General features: G+C 42.1%; 16 protein-coding genes and 2 pseudogenes. 8 read left to right on the forward strand and 10 right to left on the reverse strand.

Features of this window, described 5'->3' with window-relative positions:
- The first annotated feature begins 108 nt into the window (after positions 1-108).
- The 4 genes from recD to AC0T5Z_RS02095 all read left to right on the forward strand — a co-directional run bounded on the left by recD (position 109) and on the right by AC0T5Z_RS02095 (position 6,749).
- Positions 109-1,851, forward strand: a complete 1,743-nt coding sequence (gene recD / locus AC0T5Z_RS02080; protein ID WP_435336742.1) for an exodeoxyribonuclease V subunit alpha — start codon at positions 109-111, stop codon at positions 1,849-1,851.
- 818 nt (positions 1,852-2,669) lie between these two features.
- On the forward strand, positions 2,670-2,939 hold the full coding sequence (rpsO, locus tag AC0T5Z_RS02085; RefSeq protein WP_004975922.1) for a 30S ribosomal protein S15: 270 nt from the start codon (positions 2,670-2,672) through the stop codon (positions 2,937-2,939).
- Between the two features lie 261 nt (positions 2,940-3,200).
- Positions 3,201-5,288 carry a polyribonucleotide nucleotidyltransferase gene (gene pnp / locus AC0T5Z_RS02090; protein WP_291335167.1) on the forward strand — a complete coding sequence of 696 codons (2,088 nt, stop codon included), beginning with the start codon at positions 3,201-3,203 and terminating at the stop codon, positions 5,286-5,288.
- Positions 5,289-5,510: 222 nt separating this feature from the next.
- Positions 5,511-6,749, forward strand: coding sequence for a magnesium transporter CorA family protein (locus AC0T5Z_RS02095; RefSeq protein WP_291335125.1), 1,239 nt, complete (start codon positions 5,511-5,513; stop codon positions 6,747-6,749).
- Positions 6,750-7,037: 288 nt separating this feature from the next.
- Here the strand turns inward: AC0T5Z_RS02095 and AC0T5Z_RS02100 are convergent, their stop codons facing one another.
- The 3 genes and pseudogenes from AC0T5Z_RS02100 to AC0T5Z_RS02110 all read right to left on the reverse strand — a co-directional run bounded on the left by AC0T5Z_RS02100 (position 7,038) and on the right by AC0T5Z_RS02110 (position 8,541).
- Positions 7,038-7,301: an HP1242/YdcH family protein gene (locus AC0T5Z_RS02100; RefSeq protein WP_291335123.1), complete on the reverse strand. Its 264-nt coding sequence runs from the start codon at positions 7,299-7,301 to the stop codon at positions 7,038-7,040.
- Between the two features lie 90 nt (positions 7,302-7,391).
- The gene (locus AC0T5Z_RS02105) at positions 7,392-7,727 is read right to left on the reverse strand and encodes a chaperone modulator CbpM (RefSeq protein ID WP_291335121.1); all 336 of its coding nucleotides are present in this window, start codon (positions 7,725-7,727) and stop codon (positions 7,392-7,394) included.
- Positions 7,728-8,110: 383 nt separating this feature from the next.
- Positions 8,111-8,541 (reverse strand): annotated as a pseudogene (locus AC0T5Z_RS02110) (DUF2147 domain-containing protein).
- 147 nt (positions 8,542-8,688) lie between these two features.
- Between AC0T5Z_RS02110 and AC0T5Z_RS02115 the strand changes: the two are divergent.
- Positions 8,689-8,826 carry a hypothetical protein gene (locus AC0T5Z_RS02115; protein WP_291335119.1) on the forward strand — a complete coding sequence of 46 codons (138 nt, stop codon included), beginning with the start codon at positions 8,689-8,691 and terminating at the stop codon, positions 8,824-8,826.
- Here AC0T5Z_RS02115 and hslO read toward each other — a convergent pair.
- The 3 genes from hslO to AC0T5Z_RS02130 form a co-directional block, all read right to left on the reverse strand.
- Positions 8,819-9,694, reverse strand: coding sequence for an Hsp33 family molecular chaperone HslO (gene hslO / locus AC0T5Z_RS02120; protein ID WP_291335117.1), 876 nt, complete (start codon positions 9,692-9,694; stop codon positions 8,819-8,821). The two genes, AC0T5Z_RS02115 and hslO, sit on opposite strands and share 8 nt — an antisense overlap.
- 50 nt (positions 9,695-9,744) lie before the next feature.
- Positions 9,745-11,586: a monovalent cation:proton antiporter-2 (CPA2) family protein gene (locus AC0T5Z_RS02125; protein WP_435336710.1), complete on the reverse strand. Its 1,842-nt coding sequence runs from the start codon at positions 11,584-11,586 to the stop codon at positions 9,745-9,747.
- 72 nt (positions 11,587-11,658) lie between these two features.
- Positions 11,659-13,881, reverse strand: coding sequence for a primosomal protein N' (locus AC0T5Z_RS02130; protein WP_291335113.1), 2,223 nt, complete (start codon positions 13,879-13,881; stop codon positions 11,659-11,661).
- Between the two features lie 152 nt (positions 13,882-14,033).
- Between AC0T5Z_RS02130 and gspF the strand changes: the two genes are divergently transcribed.
- Together gspF and gspG are read left to right on the forward strand one after the other, a co-directional pair.
- Positions 14,034-15,239: a type II secretion system inner membrane protein GspF gene (gene gspF, locus AC0T5Z_RS02135; RefSeq protein WP_291335111.1), complete on the forward strand. Its 1,206-nt coding sequence runs from the start codon at positions 14,034-14,036 to the stop codon at positions 15,237-15,239.
- Between the two features lie 76 nt (positions 15,240-15,315).
- The gene (gene gspG, locus AC0T5Z_RS02140) at positions 15,316-15,750 is read left to right on the forward strand and encodes a type II secretion system major pseudopilin GspG (protein WP_435336709.1); all 435 of its coding nucleotides are present in this window, start codon (positions 15,316-15,318) and stop codon (positions 15,748-15,750) included.
- 134 nt (positions 15,751-15,884) lie between these two features.
- Here gspG and lnt read toward each other — a convergent pair whose 3' ends face one another.
- Together lnt and AC0T5Z_RS02150 are read right to left on the reverse strand one after the other, a co-directional pair.
- Positions 15,885-17,441, reverse strand: a complete 1,557-nt coding sequence (lnt, locus tag AC0T5Z_RS02145) for an apolipoprotein N-acyltransferase (RefSeq protein ID WP_435336708.1) — start codon at positions 17,439-17,441, stop codon at positions 15,885-15,887.
- Positions 17,438-18,277 carry a CBS domain-containing protein gene (locus tag AC0T5Z_RS02150; protein WP_291335106.1) on the reverse strand — a complete coding sequence of 280 codons (840 nt, stop codon included), beginning with the start codon at positions 18,275-18,277 and terminating at the stop codon, positions 17,438-17,440. The genes lnt and AC0T5Z_RS02150 overlap by 4 nt, the downstream gene beginning before the upstream one ends.
- A gap of 198 nt (positions 18,278-18,475) precedes the next feature.
- Between AC0T5Z_RS02150 and tusA the strand changes: the two genes are divergently transcribed.
- Positions 18,476-18,736, forward strand: a complete 261-nt coding sequence (tusA, locus tag AC0T5Z_RS02155; protein ID WP_070154406.1) for a sulfurtransferase TusA — start codon at positions 18,476-18,478, stop codon at positions 18,734-18,736.
- Between the two features lie 117 nt (positions 18,737-18,853).
- Here tusA and AC0T5Z_RS02160 read toward each other — a convergent pair.
- Both AC0T5Z_RS02160 and AC0T5Z_RS02165 read right to left on the reverse strand, forming a co-directional pair.
- Positions 18,854-19,145, reverse strand: a pseudogene (locus AC0T5Z_RS02160) (transposase); the annotation flags it as partial.
- 198 nt (positions 19,146-19,343) lie between these two features.
- Positions 19,344-21,056, reverse strand: coding sequence for an electron transfer flavoprotein-ubiquinone oxidoreductase (locus AC0T5Z_RS02165; protein ID WP_291335103.1), 1,713 nt, complete (start codon positions 21,054-21,056; stop codon positions 19,344-19,346).
- Between the last annotated feature and the right edge of the window lie 102 nt (positions 21,057-21,158).

Below are 21,158 nucleotides of genomic sequence, written 5' to 3' on the forward strand. Positions count from 1 at the left end.
GCTAAGTCAGCTTATCGACTTAATAAAACAATTGCTTATCCTGTGGATAACTTTGAGGATAACTGTGTGGAAAACAAGCATATTCACTTAAATTCAGCGCAAACGCCAATGCAAGCGTGGATGGATTACCTGTGTCAGCCACCGTTTAGCAATGTCACTTTTAATGATTTAGCACAAATTTTGATGCAACAGGTACTCGATGCCATTGAGCAAGGGGATAGCTGTATTCCTGCAACTGCAGAGCAAGTAGCGGCATTGCAGCATTTGCACATGAACCTGCAGCGTAGCGCTTTAAATACTGATCCACAAATTGCGCCATTTGTATTTGATGGGCAGCGTTTGTATTTGTATCGCTACTGGAAACTGGAACATCAGGTCGCCAGCGATATTTTACGTATTCAGGCGCAGTCGCCTTTGTCATTTGAATTACAAACCGAGCAGCTTAATTTATTGCAAGATCCACAGCAGCAAAAAGCGTTACAGACTGCGGCAACTCAGAGTTTAAGCATTATTACAGGCGGGCCAGGTACAGGAAAAACCTATACTTTGGCGCATATTATTGCGGTACTTAATCAAGTTTTACCCAATATTCGCATTGCGATGGCGGCACCGACAGGCAAGGCGGCACAGCGGATGCAGGAAGCCTTGCAAAATGCTTTAAATAGTCAAGCTTTACAAGCATTTAATGTTGATGCCTTGCGTCAATTACAACCTGTGACGTTGCATCGTTTATTGGGCTTGGGAAATACAGGCAAGCCACGCTTTCACGCTAAACAGCCTCTACCTTATGATGTGATTGTGGTCGATGAAGCTTCGATGTTGGATTTAAGTCTGTCACAGATGTTATTGGCCGCTATTCCTGCGCAGGCGCGTTTAATTCTGTTGGGTGATGCTAATCAATTGGCCTCAGTAGATGTTGGTACGGTATTGGCCGATTTACAGCAAGTGCCTGATTTGGCAAATAACCGTGTCAATTTAGTGACTACACGCCGTTTTGCCGAAGGGGCTAAAATTGGCGCAATGGCGAAGTTCATTCAGCAAGAGCATTCCCCTGCACAGGTTTTGGCGGCGTTTGAACAACAGGTGGTTGCTGCAACCCAGTTGCGCAAAATCAATTTAGCACAAATACAGGTCGATGAAGTCCAGCTTCAATATCTACCAAGTCAAGACAGCACAATGTCTGCAACAGATTTGGATGGCTATTATGATCAGCTGATGTATGGTTATCAGGCTTATGTAGCGGTATTAAAAGCACTTACCTTGAGCTTGGAACAATCGAGTACAGCATTTCAAGCGTATGTTACAGATGTCGTGAATGTATTTGATGATTACCGTATTTTAACCGCAATTCGTCATGGTTATTTAGGTCTGCAACAACTGAATGTGCAGATTGAAAAACGCTTGTTGCAACAGTTAAAACAAACAAAACATGGTGACTGGTATATAGGACGCCCCGTCATGATGACCTATAACGATTATCAACTGGGATTGTCGAATGGAGATATTGGCATTTGTTTTATGCGAGCGCAGCATGATCTGCGCCAGTTCGAAGTGTATTTTCCAAGCTTAAACAAATGGGTGCCTGCAACTCGCCTGCCTAAGAATATTGAAACTGCATTTGCACTTACCATTCATAAGTCGCAAGGTTCTGAATTTACTCATACAGCTGTGGTGCTAGATGCTACGGCAAAAAACTTGCTGAGCAAGGAGCTCATTTACACTGCTATTACGCGTGCTAAAAAGGTGGTGAGTTTGTTGGTTGATGCGCAAGCTTTGCAGCAAGCTTTGACTATTCGCACCCGTCGTAGCAGTGGTTTGTTAGCTAGAATTAATGATGTTTTAGATTATTAAGATAAACTAAGCAATAGGTGACTTTGTACGAAATAGCTTACATTGATTCGAGAAATTTGCGCATAGAGATTTCAGTAACTTTTTGAGAAGATGACTTCACACAAAAAGCTCAATAAGGATTTTGAGCATAATCGCAGAATAATAATGATAATTGTCGATAGACAGCGAACTAACAGGACGTGAGTGAAAAGAGGAAACTTACAGCCGCTAAGCCTTGTAGTTTTGGGAGAGACTACAGGGCTTTTTTATGTCTATTGTTTTTGTTGGCTTGTAAAATACAGACAATGCTTAGCTGTTGTAAGAAAAAGCTTACAAACAGATACGAGAAATACGACTTCTTTCACTTTAGTATTATGGCAAAATCTACCACACAAGGACGTGAAACCCAGAACAGGAATGTTCAGAGAAGAAGACGCGAAAACGCGCAAATAACCACAATAAACAAAACAATAAGAATGATAAGACAAGAAACTACAGCGCAAAAACAGCCCGAGCTCTGCTCGGGCTGTTTTATTTTAAGGGCAAAATATTCCAGTAGACGAAAAGTGGTTGGCAAAATATGACATATTATCAATCATATACATTTGTATACTTATTTGCCTTAGATACTTTATACCTAACATGATGTGTATACCCTTAGCATAAATCATATTTGATTGGGATATCTCAAAATTAAAAGCGCTTGTTTGTCGTTCTGTTTTGCAATCGGCACGTTTTTGCCTTAAAATAATGTCCTTGCTGTAGTGATGCACGGCAGTCAATTGAGCAATCAATTGATCGGTATCAAATCTTTTTATTAAGCATCTCGGAGAAATCGAATGGCTTTAACAAACGCAGATCGCGCAGAGATCATTGCTAAATTTGCTCGTGCTGAAAATGACACTGGTTCACCAGAAGTTCAAGTAGCGCTTTTAACTGCTCAAATCAATGACTTACAAGGTCACTTCAAAGAGCACAAACACGACCACCATAGCCGTCGCGGTCTAATCCGTATGGTTAACCAACGTCGTAAGTTACTTGACTACCTTAAAGGCAAAGATGTGACTCGTTACAGCGCATTGATTGCTGCTTTAGGTTTACGTCGTTAATTCGATTTAAGCTTTTATTTTCGGACTATTGCATGTTGAATGCTGTATTACTGAAAACTAAAGTATATCTAGCCTTGGCTAGATCAGTGGAAGGGGCGAATGATTCGCTCCTTCTTTGTGTTTAAAATTCGTGTTTCATTCGAGTGAGGTCGGCTTCTAAGCTTTGTCATTTACCTAAACAATTGTGTTGTGAATGCCAAACCTTAGGGGTCTCCACGAGAATAATTGTTCACAAGAACTAGGAAAAAATAAAACATGTCGATGTTTAATATTATTCGTAAAGAATTCCAATTTGGTCAGCACCAAGTTGTACTGGAAACTGGTCGTGTAGCGCGTCAAGCCAACTCAGTGATGATTACCATGGGCGGCGTAACTGTATTAGTTGCTGTTGTTGCTCAACCAACTGCTAAAGCAGGTCAAGACTTTTTTCCACTGACTGTTAACTATCAAGAAAAACAATATGCTGCAGGTCGTATCCCTGGTGGTTATGGTAAGCGTGAAGGCCGTGCTTCAGAAGCAGAAACTTTAATTTCACGTTTAATTGACCGTCCAATTCGTCCGTTATTCCCAGAAGGTTACTACAACGAAATTCAAGTCACTGCGTCAGTTGTATCTTCTGACAAAACGATGGAAGCTGACATTGCTGCAATGTTAGGTACGTCTGCGGCACTTGCGATTTCAGGTACACCGTTCCGTGGCCCAATTGGTGCGGCGCGTGTGGGTTTAATCAACGGTGAATACGTTCTTAACCCAAGTCACGAACAACTTGCTCAATCTGATCTTGATCTTGTTGTTGCAGGTACTGAAGCTGCTGTATTGATGGTTGAATCAGAAGCGAAAGAACTCTCTGAAGACCAAATGTTGGGTGCAGTTCTTTTTGGTCACGATGAAATGCAAATTGCAATTCAAGCAATCAAAGAATTCGCAGCAGCAGCGGGTGCAACAGAGTCAACTTGGACTGCTCCAGAGAAAAATGAAGACCTTCGTGCAAAATTAAAAGAAGCGTTTGAAGCAAAAATTTCTGAAGCCTACACCATTGCCATCAAGCAAGACCGTTATGCAGCACTTGATGCTCTTCATGCTGAAGCAATTGCGCAATTCGTTCCTGAAAATGACGAAACAGGTATTGCTGACGAAGTTAACGAATTATTTGAAGACCTTAAATACCGTACAGTTCGTGACAATATCTTGTCTGGTAAACCACGTATTGATGGTCGTGATACTAAAACTGTTCGTGCAATCGACGTACAAGTTGGCGTGTTAGAGCGTGCACACGGTTCTGCATTGTTTACCCGTGGTGAAACTCAAGCGTTAGTTACCACTACTTTAGGTAATACACGTGATGCCTTAATGGTCGATACTTTATCGGGTACTAAAACAGACAATTTCATGTTGCACTACAACTTCCCTGCATACTCTGTGGGTGAAACAGGTCGTGAATCTGGCCCTAAACGTCGTGAAATTGGTCATGGTCGTTTGGCACGTCGTGGTGTGCAGGCAGTTCTTCCTGCGGCAGATCGCTTCCCGTATGTGATTCGTATCGTATCGGACATCACTGAATCAAACGGTTCATCTTCTATGGCGTCTGTTTGTGGTGCATCGTTATCACTTATGGATGCAGGGGTTCCATTGAAAGCACCAGTTGCGGGTATCGCAATGGGCTTAGTGAAAGAAGGTGAGCGTTTCGCTGTGCTTTCTGACATTTTGGGTGATGAAGACCACCTTGGCGACATGGACTTTAAAGTTGCAGGTTCTGCTAACGGTATTACTGCACTGCAAATGGACATCAAGATCGAAGGCATCACTGAAGAAATCATGGAAGTTGCATTAAACCAAGCTTATGCAGGTCGTATGCATATCTTAAATGCAATGAACCAAGTGATTTCGCGTGCGCGTCCAGAAATTTCAATGCATGCGCCAACTTTCCAAGTCATCAACATCAACCCAGACAAGATTCGTGACGTGATTGGTAAAGGTGGTGCAACCATCCGTCAAATTACTGAAGAAACCAAAGCGGCAATTGATATTGAAGATAACGGTACAGTGCGCGTATTTGGTGAAACCAAAGCTGCTGCGCAAGCTGCTGTTGCAAAAATTCAGGCGTTAACTGCTGAAATCGAGCCAGGTACAATTTACACAGGTAAAGTGATCCGTATTGTGGAATTCGGTGCGTTTGTAAACATCCTGCCAGGTACTGACGGTTTACTTCACATTTCTCAAATTTCAAATGAGCGTATTGCCAACGTTGCAGACGTGTTGAAAGAAGGCCAGGAAGTGAAAGTACAGGTTGCTGACGTAGACAACCGTGGTCGTATCAAATTAACGATGAAAGACATTGAACAAGCGTAATGCTGTATTGATGATCTGAAATAGTCAAAAACCCGTATTCAATCTGAATGCGGGTTTTTTTATGCTAAAAATTTTGTTGCATCGTACTAAAAACATCTTAGACGCATAAAAGCTACATAAATTACAGCATGTATTTGTAAAGAAGCCTGATCCATGCTTAAACTGTGCACATCCTAAAATCCCAAAAAACTTACAAGAAACTGAAAATAGAGTGCCTGTTCTATGCAAAGTTATTATTTTTATCTGCATACCAATCATAAAACCAATATTTATGCGCAAAAACAGCCAATTGAAGGACTTGAGCCTGAATTTATCTGGATTGATTGCACCCGTGATAATGTGCTTAACCGTGCAGAACAATGGCAACAAGAGATTTTTCAGTACAGTCAATTATCGCTGAATGAATATCATGTGCGCGATATTTTAAATATAGAGCATCCTTGTGCGTTTGATACTTTAGATGATTATGACTTATTGATTTTTCGAAAACTGATCACACCTGAAGACCATATTGCCACAGGGCAGCAAGTCGGGGAAAAACATGAACGGGTTTTTGGACTGGCTACCACGCCAATGAGCTTTATCATGACGCCGCAGATTTTGATTACGGTGCGGGAACAGGGCAATAAAGTCATAGAAAGTTATTTGTCACGTGTGGAAGCTGCGATGCAACGCCCGATTGAAGAACAGAATAAAGCACGCAAACTGGCAGCAACACCGTTAGATTTAACGTTGCGTTTACTTAATTTGGTGGCGGATGATTACTTGGATATTCGCATGCCACTGACCCGCCGTGTGGAATATTGGCAACAAGAGTTGTTGCAGGGGCATCGTCGTTTTACCCGTTGGCATCAATTGCTGCAAGAAAATATGGCCTTTCAGCAAGTTGAAAATTTATGTGAAGAGCAAATTGAAGCCTTGCAGGAACTGCGAGATGAAATTGTCGATAACTACCCACATTTACGTGGAAAAAAACGTAATGAACGGCAGGATATTATTTTGGTACGTTTGGATGATTTGACCAGTCATATTGAACGAATTCAAAAGCATACCATTCGTTTACGTTCTGCAGTGCAAACAGCAATTGATCTGCATTTTTCTGCCATTGCCAATCAAACCAATGAAAATATGCGGATTTTAGCCATCATTACCGCAGTTTTTGCACCTTTGACTTTATTCACAGGTATTTATGGCATGAACTTTGAGTTTATGCCAGGTTTAAAACATGCACAGGCCTTCTGGATTATGCTGGGTGTAATGATCATGACCACTTTACTGTTGCTGTATTATTTCTATCGCCGTCACATGGTGGGGCGGGGTGAAAAAAGTGTGATTGATATGCTAGCGCAACAACATAGCGATCAACACATGAGTTTATTTTGGTTTTTAGATTATGAACCAATTAAGCAAACCGTGAAAGGCACTATGAAAGAAGTCGAAAAACTGACTAAACTTAAATAATCCAGAAGATCAACTTGCAGATGTGGTAAAAAATTAGGTTCTAGTCGATACAGATATCACAAGATAATTCGTTGATAAAAGTTTTCCACAGACCTCAAAAGTTATCCATAGGGCTTATAAGCTTATCCACAGATTGAACGAGATAGCGGACATTTAGCTCAAGATGGCAGATTTTTGAATGGTCTCTGAACACGGCTTCAGGTTTAAATACGCCATCTTGTTTTGCTTTTTCTTGCTGTGTCCTACATTTGATTGTATTAGGATTTGCAGTTCAGATCTGTATGTGTTTTAAGCCAACTGATCATTTTGTGCATTACGCAGCAAATGATACATTTCATCTTTCAGTCTTAATTTTTTGCGTTTCAGTGCTTCAATGTCATCATTAATTTGATGCACAGGATCAAGCTCTAACTGGCTTATTTCACGGTCTAGCTGCTCGTGATCTTCAAAAATTTTTGAAAAATGTGGATTGTTGTCGCGTAATTCCTGAATTAAATCACGAAACTCAGGAAACATATTTTTAATTTTCTTGTTGCAGTCTTTGGTTTTCATTGTGTCGATCATTCTCATTAAAAAAATTCACGGGCATAGAAAGAAAAACGCTCTAGCAAGGTGATGAATCACACAACTAGAGCGTGAGGATTAACTATGTTGAAAATTCAGATGTTTAACTTGTTTGCGTAAATTTTGCACTTCATCAATCAGGTCAAGCATCATAGCAACAGCTGAAAAACTGGCATCAAAATCACGTTGCAGCCGATAGGCTTGGCGTGCACGGCTGACATCTTCACCAAAAAATTGGTGGATGCGTTCGGCAGGGCGGGAAGGCAGGATGTCATATTCTAAAAGTTGTAAGACCCATTCAGGGCTTTGCCCACACGTTTCAGCAAATTTTTTTAAATCTAACTGGGTAAATTCTTCAATAATTTCTGTGTGCTGTCCGTCTGAAGTGATTTCACGATATAAAATAGTGGTCATGGCATACTCCTTCTGATCGAATTCAAACGAGTTGGTTCGTCTGAAAATGAGGGATTACTTTACATCAATAATTGGTGGATATCCAATAAGCGACTCTCTATAATTTAGCCTGTGTACGCTGTAATAGAATATTTTATTTGTATTCCTTTGGTGAAATTCAGCCAATCCTTTGCTGTACTCGCGCCTGTTATATTGATGTGCCAATTTGGCTTGTGCGTATCGATGTTCTATAGATATTAGTCTATTTTTTGTTCAATGCCATCCATTATTTCAATTTTTTGGATTGAACGGTTGTGTGGTGTTAAAAATGATTGTTTCAAAATTTGGCAATAAAAAGGGTTCTTAAAAAAGAACCATGTAAATCAATATCTTAGTTTTTGGAATTAGTATTTTACCCAAGTTACACTGCGACCAATCACCGAAACACCTACATAGCCACGTAAGGTGAGGCGCTTACCGTTAGCGCTTAAACGTGCTTTACCTTTATAAACTTTACCGCCAATTGGGTCTAAAAATCATCTTCATAAAATTCAATTTGATTGCTTAGCGTCGCTTTTAAGTGACTTAATGGCACAAGACCTAACAGTGGCTTATCTTTATTTTTACCCGTACAGAGTGCGCAGTTTTCCCAACGCGATGCGCAAGGAATCACACGGAGCTCTATAATTGTAGCGGCATACGCGCCTTATTTATCTTTACTCATGACCACGTCAGACAATGAAAAACCTGTGCGGTAGTCTAATGTTTTTCATTTGCCTAAAAGTGGGTCTGCATTGGCGGTATAAGCTAAACTTGAATAGCAAATCGCGCTGATAAAGGCTAAACGAGAAAGAACAGAGTGTTCATAAAACTAATATCGCACAGAAGAAGTAGCTTAAAGGTATAAAAAATATGGGATTACTTATACCTAATTTATGCGGTATTTTCTCGTAATTTGATGGAATTTTATGAAATTAATGACATGAAAAATAATAAAATAAAAGGTTTTGACGATGGCCGTCAGGCAAATAAAAATGAGCAGCATGGACTGCTCATTTTTAATGAGTTTTTAGGATTGCATCACATATTAATCATGGCATTCACCATGCAATTTAGCTGAGATGTTCTCCAAATAAACTCAATGCTTCTTCGGCACTAAAGCTATATTGTGTGCTGCAGAATTGGCAATCCATAGTAATTGGATTCTGGTATTCCAAAGTTTCACGAACCGCAGAAACGCCAATTTGAATTAAGGCATTCGCACAGCGTTCTTTGGAGCAAGTGCAACCAAAACGCAAGGCTTCTACTTCAGGCAAACGGACTTGTTCTTCATTGTATAAACGGTACAAAATTTCATTGACATCTAAATCAGTTAATTCTTCTGCTTTTAAGGTTTCAGTCAGCATGGTCACGCGTGGCCATAAATCTTCATCGACCCGTTGTTGTTCTTCTTCACTGTTACGCGGCAACAATTGAATGAGCAAACCGCCCGCACGTTCGGCATTGCTTGCCAACACAATACGGGTTGGAATTTGTGCGGATAAATCGTAATACTGTATTAAACATTCAGCTAAATTGCCTTTGTCCAAAGGCACAATACCTTGATAACGCTCACCAAATTCAGGCTCGATATTAATAAACAGTACAGGACTGACCAAACTTTTCAGGACGGTGCTGCTGTCTTCAGCGCTTAAAAAGCGTGGGTCTTGTTCGTAGTCTGCCAACGCACGCACTTCACCCAAGTGGTTACATTCCGCCATGGCCCATTTAAATGTGCCAGATGCCTGAATTTGTAAGCTAATACGCCCTTTAATTTTTAGGGTACTGGCCAGCAGGGCAGTGGCACAAAGCATTTCTCCCAACAACACTTGTACCGCAGGCACATAATCACGTTGTTTCAAAATGGTTTGCAAAGCCTCTTCGAGATGAACTACTTCACCACGAACAGGGCTATCTTCAATAAAAAAGCGTTGGCGTAAATCAGACATAAAATTCTCCATAACCCTGTTTTAATGGTGGCAATATTGTAAAACACAAGTCAGTTTGCTGCATCACGTGTCACATCAATATTACCGTTATGCAAGCCGCGTTTTAAATCGACACCCAAGGGCATTTCACGGTTTTGTGCATCACTTTCAAACAGGTGTTCCAGTTCTGCCAAAGCGTTACGATGGGTTTCATACACTTTTTGTTCATCGGTATAAATGTGCTGCTGTTGTGCCAAGAGTTGTTCATCATAATCACGGAACAACTCAATGCTTTTATAGGCATCTTCTTCATTAATACCCAGATCACGCAAGGCCTGATATGCCATGCCTAAAGAGGATAAATACGTTTCACGCCAAATATAGTTGACGCCCAAATCCCGCAATAAATGCACATGATGCCGATCACGTGCGCGTACCAATAATTTTAGAGTTGGATAATTCAGGCGAATATGTCGTGCCACATTCATTGAATCTTCAATATCATCAATCGCAAGAATAAAGATTTTGGCATATTCGATTCCTGCGGCACGTAAAATTTCAGGTTGAGTGGCGTCACCATAATAGACTTTGCCACCGTGATTTCGCACGAAATCAATTTTATCTATATTGCTGTCGATGGCAGTAAAGTGCAGATGTTGTAAGTACGCCACACGAGCAATAATTTGTCCAAAACGACCAAAACCGGCAATAATCATAGGGTGATGTGTATCTGGAATTTCATCATATTCAGGCGATTTTTCACGTTCTAGGCGGGGAATAATTTGACTGCTCATCAACCAATAAAAAATTGGGGTTAGCACCATCGATAAAGTCACAATTAAGGTCAGTGGTTGCAGCATGGCTTGACTGAGTACGCTTTCACTTTGTGCGACACTAAGTACCACAAAGGCAAATTCACCGCCTTGTGCCAAGCAAGTCGCCAACAACAAACTATTGCGCCAGGAATATTCGAAATAACGGGCAATGGCTGTGAGGCTAATCAGTTTGATGAGCATGAGCAGCAATGCTCCGCCCACAATCAGCCAAGGCATGTTCATTAAAATTGCCAGTTCGGTGCTCATCCCGACAGTCATAAAAAATAAGCCCAGCAATAAGCCTTTGAATGGTGCAATACTGGCTTCTAACTCATGTCTAAATTCGGAATCTGCCAACAACACGCCCGTTAAAAATGCGCCTAAAGTGGTGCTAATGCCCAGCACATCCATAATGCTGACCACGCCAAGCACAATGAACAACCCGACTGCGGTGATCAGTTCATGTGCGCCACTTTTGGACACAAAGCGAAAAAATGGCCGCATGAGATAGCGACTAAATAAAAATAGACCGCTAAAGGTCGCGATGATCGCAGCAAAATAGGCAATGCCATGATGGGTTGACTCTGCACCTGCCAACATGGGAATAATGGCAATTAATGGAATGGCAGCAATATCTTGAAATAGCAGAATGGAAAAGGATTGTTGTCCATAACTGCTGCTGAGTTCCTGCTTTTCTTGCAACATCTGTAGCACAAAGGCCGTGGAGGAAAGTGCCAGTGCAAAACCGATCACCACACTTGAGGCAATGCCTTGCTGTAAGGCAAAAAAAGCCAAGATTGCAAGTAAAACCCCCGTGATCCCGACCTGTAAACTGCCCAAAACAAAAATAGGTTTGCGCATTTGCCACAGCCGTTGTGGACGCAGTTCCAAGCCAATAATAAACATTAGGAACACCACACCATATTCTGCCAAATCCTGAATATCATCGGGGTCACTGGCAATATTGAATACGCTAGGCCCTAGCAAAATGCCTGTAAACAAATAGCCCAATACAGTCGCAATGCCAAAGCGTTTTAGTAAGGGAACCAAAACCAATGATGCGCCTAGAAAAATGGTTATTTGTAACAATAAGGACATGTGGTCATCCAAAGTTTAAAGCGGTGGATTATTGAAATAAGTGCTAATACAGCCCAGTTTCAATTTAGGGTGTTAGCTGAATTCTTGCGGATCTATATCTAAACTTAGTTTCATGCTGGATGGCTTTTCATGCAACATATTTTGCCACCAGTTCCTGATATAAAAATGTAAGCGTGCTCGATCTTTAGACAACAACACCATGTGTGCATGGAAACGTCCTGCTTTACGTTCCATTGGCGCAGGAATCGGCCCCCAAATTTCAATCAATTGTTCTGAATGTTCTCTCAGCCATTGTGCATGTTGTTGTAAAAATTGCTGGTTTAATTCCTGGCTTTTAGATTCACAGCGAATCAAAGCACTGTAACGATAGGGCGGTAATTGTGCAGCTTTGCGTTCTTTTAAAGTTTGTTTGGCGAACTTGCGGTAATCTCCCTCGACCAACGTGGTGAGAAGTGGATGATCGGGACGCACACTTTGCAAATAAACATCACCTTTATGCTCACCACGCCCTGCACGTCCAGTCACTTGCACAATCAGTTGAGCAGTGCGTTCAGGTGCGCGAATATCCACACTAAGTAAGCCTGCATCAATATCTAAAATTGCGACCAAGGTCACATAGGGAAAATGATGCCCTTTGGCCAGCATTTGCGTGCCCAATAAAATCAGTGGTTCACTGCGTTGAATACGGTCATAAATTTTTTGCCAACTACCCACTCGGCTGGTCGAGTCCCGATCTACCCGAATGACATCTACATTTGGAAACAGCTCATTTAAACTGTCTTCGACTTTGGCAGTGCCCATGCCAATAGGTTTGAGCTCTGTATGATTACAGGCAGGGCATTGCTCAGGTTTACGATGAATTGTACCGCAGTGGTGGCAATGCAAATGCGTATAAGGTTGATGATGTAAGGTAAAATTGGCATCACAATTTGGGCATTTGGCTTGCCATGCGCAGCTCTCACAAATCAATACCGGTGCATAGCCGCGTCGGTTTAAAAACACCAAAACTTGTTCTTTTTTAGCCAAGCGTTTTTTGATTTCATCAATCAATTGTTGGCTAATACCGTGCTGTTTTTTGGCAATTTTTAAATCAATCAGGTGGATTTTGGGCATTAGTGCCGTGCCCGCACGTTGATTTAACTCCAGACATTGCATTTTACCTTGATCGACTAAAGCATAGCTGTCAATGCTTGGAGTCGCCGAACCTAAAATAACGGGGCAATTTTCCAGATGGGCACGATACAGTGCAACATCACGGGCATGGTAGCGAAAACCTTCCTGCTGTTTAAAAGACAGGTCGTGTTCTTCATCTAAAATAATCAAGCCTAAATTTGGCAATGGGGTATAAATGGCAGAGCGTGTGCCTAAAATAATGGATGCTTTACCCGTTTGTGCGGCTTGCCACGCTTGCAAACGCTTGGAATCATTTAAACCTGAGTGCAAGAGCGCAATGTGGCAATGAAAACGCGACTGAAAACGGCTAATGGTTTGCGGCGTTAGACCAATTTCAGGTACTAACACCAACACTTGTTTGCCCTGTTTTAGTACCTCATGCATGATGTGTAAGTACACTTCAGTTTTGCCGCTGCCCGTTAAACCATCTAGTAAAAATGCCTTATATTGTTGTTGTACTTTAAGTACGCTGTCGATGGCTTTTTTCTGATCTGGATTAGGGGTTAAAGGCATTTGTGCCAAAGTCACTGGCATTGGGCTAAAATCTTGGGCTTCCAAAACACATGCGCAAATTTCTTTATTCGCCAAGGCTTTTAGGGTTGCCGTTTCAATGCCTGCCATATTTAAAATATTTTCAGAAGTGCCTGAAGGATGCAGCTTTAAAATTTTATAGGCTTGTTGCTGTTTTTCCGAGCGTGTAATTTTAGCTTCGGCATGTGCATCCAACAATTTCCAAGTACGCGCCAATAAATTATAGGGTTTGGCTTGGCGCAATAAACTTGGCAAGGCGCTTTGCATCACTTCACCAATCGGGAATTGATAATATTGTGCAGACCATGTCAACAAAGTTAAAACTTTAGAGTCTAAAATTGCTTGCTCATCTAACAGTCCGCTAATGGCTTTGAGTTTAAAACGAGGGTCAATTGGAGTATCGAGTGCCAGTTTTTCGACAATAATCCCGACCAAGTTTTGCCGACCAAAAGAAACCAAGACCCGCGCGCCCACTTCTGCTTGCTGATATTGAGCTGCACTGAGCATATAATCGAAGCAGTCGTAAAGATATACGGGCACAGCCACTCGAATACGATAAACAGGCTGTCGGTCTAAAGTTGAATCTGGCATAGAAAAAGTCGTATCGTCCTGTGAAAAATGGCTTCGTGCTCGACTTTGGCATGTGTTAGAGTGAGCACAGAATTTATATCTAAGAATATGAATGATTTTAGTGGTCGGACGCAACCGCGTTGCAAGAAATTTTGGAAAATTAGAGCATTACAATGCCAGCATATCAATTTACTGCCATTGACGCTTCAGGGAAGCAGCAAAAAGGTGTTTTAGAGGGTGATTCTGCACGACAAATCCGTCAGCAATTACGAGACAAAGAATGGATTCCTGTTAGTGTCGATGCCGTTGAACAAAAAGATAAACACAGTGGCAAACAATGGTTTCAGAAAAAAATCACAGCCTATGATTTGGCTTTGCTGACCCGTCAGTTATCGGTTTTAGTGGCTGCTGCGATTCCCTTAGAAGAAGCCGTTCGTGCTGTGGGTAAACAAAGTGAAAAAGCCCATGTACAAAATTTGCTGATGTCGGTACGTTCTAAAGTTCTGGAAGGTTATTCATTGGCCAATGCTTTACAACAATCGGGGCGTTTTCCAGACTTATATATTGCCACCATTGCCGCAGGTGAGCGTTCGGGGCATTTAGATTTAATTCTGGAACAATTGGCAGATTACACCGAAAACCGCTTTGCCATGCAGAAAAAAATTCAAGGGGCGATGATTTACCCCATCATTTTAATGCTGATGTCTTTTGCGATTGTGATGGGTTTAATGACTTATGTCGTACCCGATATTGTTAAAACTTTTGATCAAAGCAAAGATGCCTTGCCGTGGATCACCGTGGCATTAATGAAAGCCAGTGATTTTATTCGTGTTGCATGGCCGTTTTTACTGGTGGCTTCTGTGGTAGGGGTATTGTTGTTGGCGCGTTTTTTACGCACAACCGCAGGGCATTATGCCTTTGACCGTTTAACCTTAAAGTTGCCGTTATTTGCAAAACTATCACGTGGGATTAATGCCGCGCGTTTTGCCAGTACCTTGTCTATTTTGACTCAGTCGGGTGTGCCTTTGGTGGATGCGCTAAAAATTGGTGCTGCGGTCAGTAATAACTGGGTCATTCGTGATGCGGTCAATTTGGCGGCAGAAAAAGTCACCGAAGGTGGTAACTTGGCGACGCAATTAGAGCGGAGTGGTTATTTTCCACCGATGATGGTACAAATGATCAAAAGTGGCGAAGCCTCGGGTGAGTTAGACCGCATGTTGTCACGTGCCTCGGTGATGCAGGATCGTGAAGTGACCACGCTGATTTCAACCTTGTTGGCACTGTTGGAACCGCTCATGTTAGTGTTGATGGCCAGTATTGTATTGGTGATTGTGATTGCGGTCATGCTGCCAATTGTGAATATGAACAATATGATTTAAATCGTTTTGAAGCATCCTTCTTCAAACTGAACTTAAAATAAATGTCGAATTGATATAAATACATGAGAGAAATTGAATGAAACGGAATCAACTCAATAAGCAATCTGGTTTTACCCTGATTGAAGTGATGGTGGTGATTGTCATTTTAGGGGTGTTGGCTGCCTTAATCGTACCGAATGTGATGGGACGTGGTGAAAAAGCCAAAGTGGATACCACTGCCATTACTTTAAAAGGAGTAGCAGGGGCGCTGGATCAATATAAACTCGACAATGGTAAATATCCATCTATGCGAGATGGCGGTTTAGATGCTTTGGTGAATCAGCCTGCATCGGCTAAAAACTGGTTGCCTGGCGGTTATGTGAAAGGGGGCTATCCGAAAGACAGTTGGGATAATGACATTCAATATGTCATTCCAGGTTCAGAAGGTCGTCCGTTTGACTTGTACTCTTTTGGTGCAGATGGTCAGCAAGGTGGTGAAGGCACCGATGCCGATATTTATTATCAGCCTTAATGGAAATGAAAGATGGGCTAAGTCTGTATATCGTGATTTAGTGATTAACTTAGTCAATTTCCATAAAAAAACCGAGCAATTAATGCTCGGTTTTTTTATGAATGGTCGTTTCTAACCACGATTGAACAGCACAATTAGCGACGTGATTTAAACGATACGTCAACCTGACGTGGTCGATATATCCACCCTAGAACTAACAACAGCAATGAAAAAATCAGCACAGGCCAATCGCTGAGTTGAGTGTACAGTGTTTGACCTTGCATGGCAGGCAGATCACCACGCAGCACAAACTCCTGATCCATTGGCGCTTGTTTGACAATATGTCCATGATGGTCAATAAATGCGGTCACACCTGTATTGGTGGCACGAATAAACCAACGTCCATTTTCTTTGGCACGCATTTGCACCATTTGCAAATGTTGCAACGGCCCTGCAGTACCCGTAAACCAAGCATCATTGGACACCGTTACCAAAAAGTCACTTTGGCTAGCATTGCGACGGGTCAGGTTTGGATAAGCCACCTCATAACAAATGGCTGCCCCTAAATGATGCTGCTTAATTGCAAGTGGTTTTTGCTCAGATGCGCCACGTGAGAAGCCACTCATGGAGGGGTCATTTTGCATCGCAGGCAATACCCAGCTGAGTAAACCTGAAAGCGGAATATATTCGCCAAAAGGCACCAGACGCTGCTTTTTATATAAGCCTTCTGCCGCATCTCCCGTTGCCATAATGCTGTTGTAATACATTGGATGTTGCTGCACTTGTGATTCAGGCAAGTCCCAATACGGAATACCTGTCACCCACGAACTGCCCGTTTTTTCAGCCTGTGTTTTCATGGCATCCAAAAACGGTTGAATATCGGTCTGGAACATTGGAATGGATGATTCAGGCCAGACAATAATATCGCGTCCCCATTCAGTTCGGGTTAAGCGGGTATAAATTTCCAAGGTCTTGATTTGGTATTCGGTGAGCCATTTTAAGTCTTGAGGGATGTTACCTTGAATCAGAGAAACCGAGAGTGGCTTTTCAGATTTTGCAGTTACAAAACTGAGCTGTGCTGCCCCCCATGCACCCAAGAGTAAAATTGCCGATGGAATGAGCCAGAAGATACGTTTTTTGAGGACTTCAACCAGTGCACAGGCCAGTAGAATGACCACAAAAGACACTCCAAAAATACCAAACAGTGGTGCATAGCTATCCAAAAAGCGTTCAGTGAAGGCATAACCTGCAAACAGCCACGGAAAACCTGTAAAGACCCAAGTTTTTGCCCATTCAAAAAACACCCATAGCGGTGCAAAAGTCAGTGGTGTTTCAGGGAAAAACCGACGATACAACCAAGTTTGTATGGCAGTAAATAACCCCATTAACAGCGCCATAATGACAATCATTAGTACGCTCAAAAGGGCATTGGTGTCGCCATAGACGTGAATAGAGGTATAGAGCCAAAAAGCCCCGACAAACCACAGACCAATCCCATAAGACCAACCAATCAAAAAGGCCTGTTTCGGGGTGCGTTTGCTTAAGGTCGCATACAGCAAAGCCGGAGAAAGTAAGGCAATCCACCAATAATGATAGGGAGCAAGTGCCAAACTAAACACTGCACCAGCCAATAGAGCAATGATTAATGGATAAATTAAGGGTAGTTGTTGATGTTCTGCAGGATTAGACAGCTTGGAAAAAAAAGTCCTCATTGACGTACGGCTCGAATCAGATGAATAGTGCGGGCATCTGCTTCAAGAATGGTGAATTCCCAGTTGCCAATCACAATCACTTGCCCTTGCAAATCACTTACCAAACCAATTTCTTGAAGCAATAAACCGCCGACAGTTTCTACTTCATCGTCAGAAAAATCTGCATCTAAAACATTATTAAAATGTTCGATTGGTGTAAGTGCTTGTACTAACCAAGTATTTGCAGTTGTTGGATCGTTATCGGGGATGATGTATTCTGCTTCTTCGTCAATATTGTCGTGTTCATCTTCAATTTCACCGACAATTTCTTCCAAAATATCTTCTAAAGTAACCAAGCCCGAAGTGGTGCCATACTCATCAATCACTACTGCAATATGTGTTTGGGTGTTTTTGAGCATACGCAATACTTGGTCTGAACGAGCACTTTCAGGCACAAATAACGGCTGACGCATTAAGGCACGAATATCAACTTTGGGGCTTTGTTCGGTCAGTAAAGGCAATAAGTCTTTGGCTAATAAAATCCCCACCACGTTGTCGGGTTGATCAGATGAGAACACAGGAAAACGTGAATGTGCTGATTCGACCAGTACATGCAAAATATCGAGTAGCTCATCATCTTCCTGTAAGCTAATCATCGTGGTACGTGGGGTCATGACTTCACGGATTTTGGTGGCAGGTAAATCTAGAACACCTTCGAGCATTGCCACCGTATCGGGTTCTAAAAAACGACGTGAATCTTGTACTAATTTTAGCAATTCATCGCGGGTTTCTGGTGCTGTGCCTAACCATTTTCTTAGGCCACGCATACCCCACGATGGGCCTGATTCCTCGTGCATGATCTTTCCTAAAGACTCTTTATATCAAAAAAACTTAGCTTAATCATACCTTAGAAAATACAGTTGTCTATTGCTAATCTTGGTAGAAAATGACGGCAATTACGTCACGCAGGTGTGCTGCTTTGCGTATTGGGAACAGATAAAACAAGGCTGCGCTTTATGCTAAACTAGCGCGATGTTTTAATACCGAGTCTGTGCATGTCTGAACTTCCTGTCACACCTAGCATTCAACTGAATACTCGCGGTTTGCGTTGCCCTGAACCTGTGATGATGTTGCATCAAGCCATTCGCAAATCTAAGTCTGGCGATGTGGTTGAAGTATTTGCAACTGACAATTCGACGTCTTGGGATATTCCAAAATTTTGTATGCATTTGGGGCATGAGTTGTTATTGCAAGAAGAACGCTTGGATGAGCAGGGTAATAAAGAATTTCATTATTTGGTGAAAAAAGGCGAATAGGCAAAAATCAGCCTCAGCATTTTTAGCACACCATGGCTGTGTTGCACAAAGATTGGAAAGGCAAAGCCCCCGAATTGAACCCAATTTAAGGCGTAACTTAGGTAAGTGGTCGACCTAACAAAGCGTGGTGTAATCTGGCGCTGTGCAATTTAATGTGCAGAGTTTAATCAGACTTTGTGCAGAGCCTGTGACCATAGGTAAAGACAGGCGGAATAAGGATTTAATCATTAAGCAGCATTGGAGAGCTGCATCGGAGCAGGTTTGATTTCGTCCTTGTTTGCCTTTTGATGGCGCATAACATTACGTAGTTGGATCGAACCAAATGCTAATATTTCCAAGATTAATGATAGCTCGATTATATGCAGACCAATGGGTTGTACGATAAAATTTTAGGTGTAGGCTTCTTCATTTGAAAAATTATATTGTGGAATAAGCCTTGGAGATAGGTTTGTGCAACAAAGCCTGTGTGATCAACAGACCCTATTTATATGACAATCAATAGATTGTATTGAGCATAAAAAGCAGTGCCGAGGCACTGCTTTTGGATTTTTCAATTGTAATTCGCAATTACATATTTGGATATGAGTTTACGCAAGATCTATCCAAATTACATATTCGGGTAGTTCGGACCACCACCCCCCTCAGGAGTTACCCAAGTGATGTTTTGTGATGGGTCTTTGATGTCACAGGTCTTACAGTGAACACAGTTGGCTGCGTTAATCTGGAAGCGTTTTGAACCATCATCATTTTCCATGATTTCATAAACACCCGCAGGGCAGTAGCGCTGTGCAGGCTCATCCCATTTAGGCAAGTTTACGTTCACTGGAATAGAGGCATCAGTTAGCTTTAAGTGCGCTGGCTGATTTTCTTCATGTACGGTATTCGATACGAACACTGAAGATAAACGGTCAAAAGTCAGCTTGCCATCTGGTTTTGGATAGTTCGGTTTAAAGCTGGTTGCATCTACAGTTTTGAGTGCGCTGAAATCAGGCACTAAATCATGCAAGGTAAACGGTACTTTAAACACGTTTTGGTCGATAAAGTTGAACGCACCGCCCATCCATTGACCAAACTTATGCATTGCAGGACCAAAGTTACGCGCGCTATAAAGTTCTTCTTTCAGCCAGCTGTTGTTGAATTTTTCAGTGTATGCCGTTAGCTCTTTCACAAAGAAATCTTCGCCTTCAGTTACACGAGCAATCGCCAAGTCACCGCCTTTTGCGACACCTGCAGCAATCGCTTCAAATACCGCTTCACCGCAAAGCATGCCAGACTTCATGGCAGTATGTGAGCCTTTGATTTTGGCAAAGTTTAAGAAGCCTGCATCATCACCAATTAAAGAACCACCTGGGAAAGTGAATTTTGGTAATGAGTTAAAGCCACCTTTGGTCACAGCACGCGCACCATAAGAAATACGCTTGCCGCCTTCTAGATACTGTTTAATTAGAGGGTGGGTTTTCCAACGCTGCATTTCCATAAATGGATACATATGTGGGTTGGTATAAGACAAGTCCACAATCATACCCAAAGTGACTTGGTTGTTTTCTGCGTGGTATAACCACCAACCGCCTGAAGAACCTGTTTCACTTAATGGCCAGCCTGCACCGTGCATCACCAAACCTGGTTTGTGTTTTGCAGGGTCAATTTCCCAAAGTTCTTTAATACCAATCCCGTAGTGTTGTGGATCGGCATCTTTATCCAAATTAAATTGTTGGATTAAACGCTTACCTAAATGACCACGGCAGCCCTCTGCAAAAATGGTGTATTTGGCATGTAATTCATAACCCGGTGTGAAGTTATGCGTTGGCTCGCCATCTTTACCAATGCCCATGTCACCGGTTTGGATACCTTTAACCGTACCATCGGCATGGTACAGAATTTCAGATGCCGCAAAGCCAGGGAAAATAGAAACTTCTAATTCTTCGGCTTTTTGACCTAACCAACGCACCACGTTGCCTAGCGAGATCACGTAGTTACCATCGTTATGCATGGTTTTAGGTACCATCCAATGCGGTGCTTGCTGGGCTTTTTCAGGTGACATCAAGAAGAAAGTTTTATCTTCAGTCACAGGCACATTTAAAGGCGCACCTTCTTCTTTCCAGTTAGGGAATAACTCATTGATCGCACGCGGTTCGAGCACAGCACCAGAAAGGATATGCGCACCAACTTCAGAGCCTTTTTCGACCACACAAACGGACAGATCATTTAAATTGTTTTCAATTGCAAGTTGACGAATTTTGATCGCAGCAGAAAGACCCGCAGGGCCTGCGCCTACGATGACTACGTCAAACTCCATCGATTCACGTTCGATGTGTTCCATGTAGGACTCCTCATATAATTGAAGGTGGCAACCGCATCAAGCAACGGTGCTGCCATGAGTATTTTTAGTTGCCAGACACAAATTTAATCGTGTCTTTTACAG

This window comes from Acinetobacter pengchengensis (assembly GCF_982235305.1).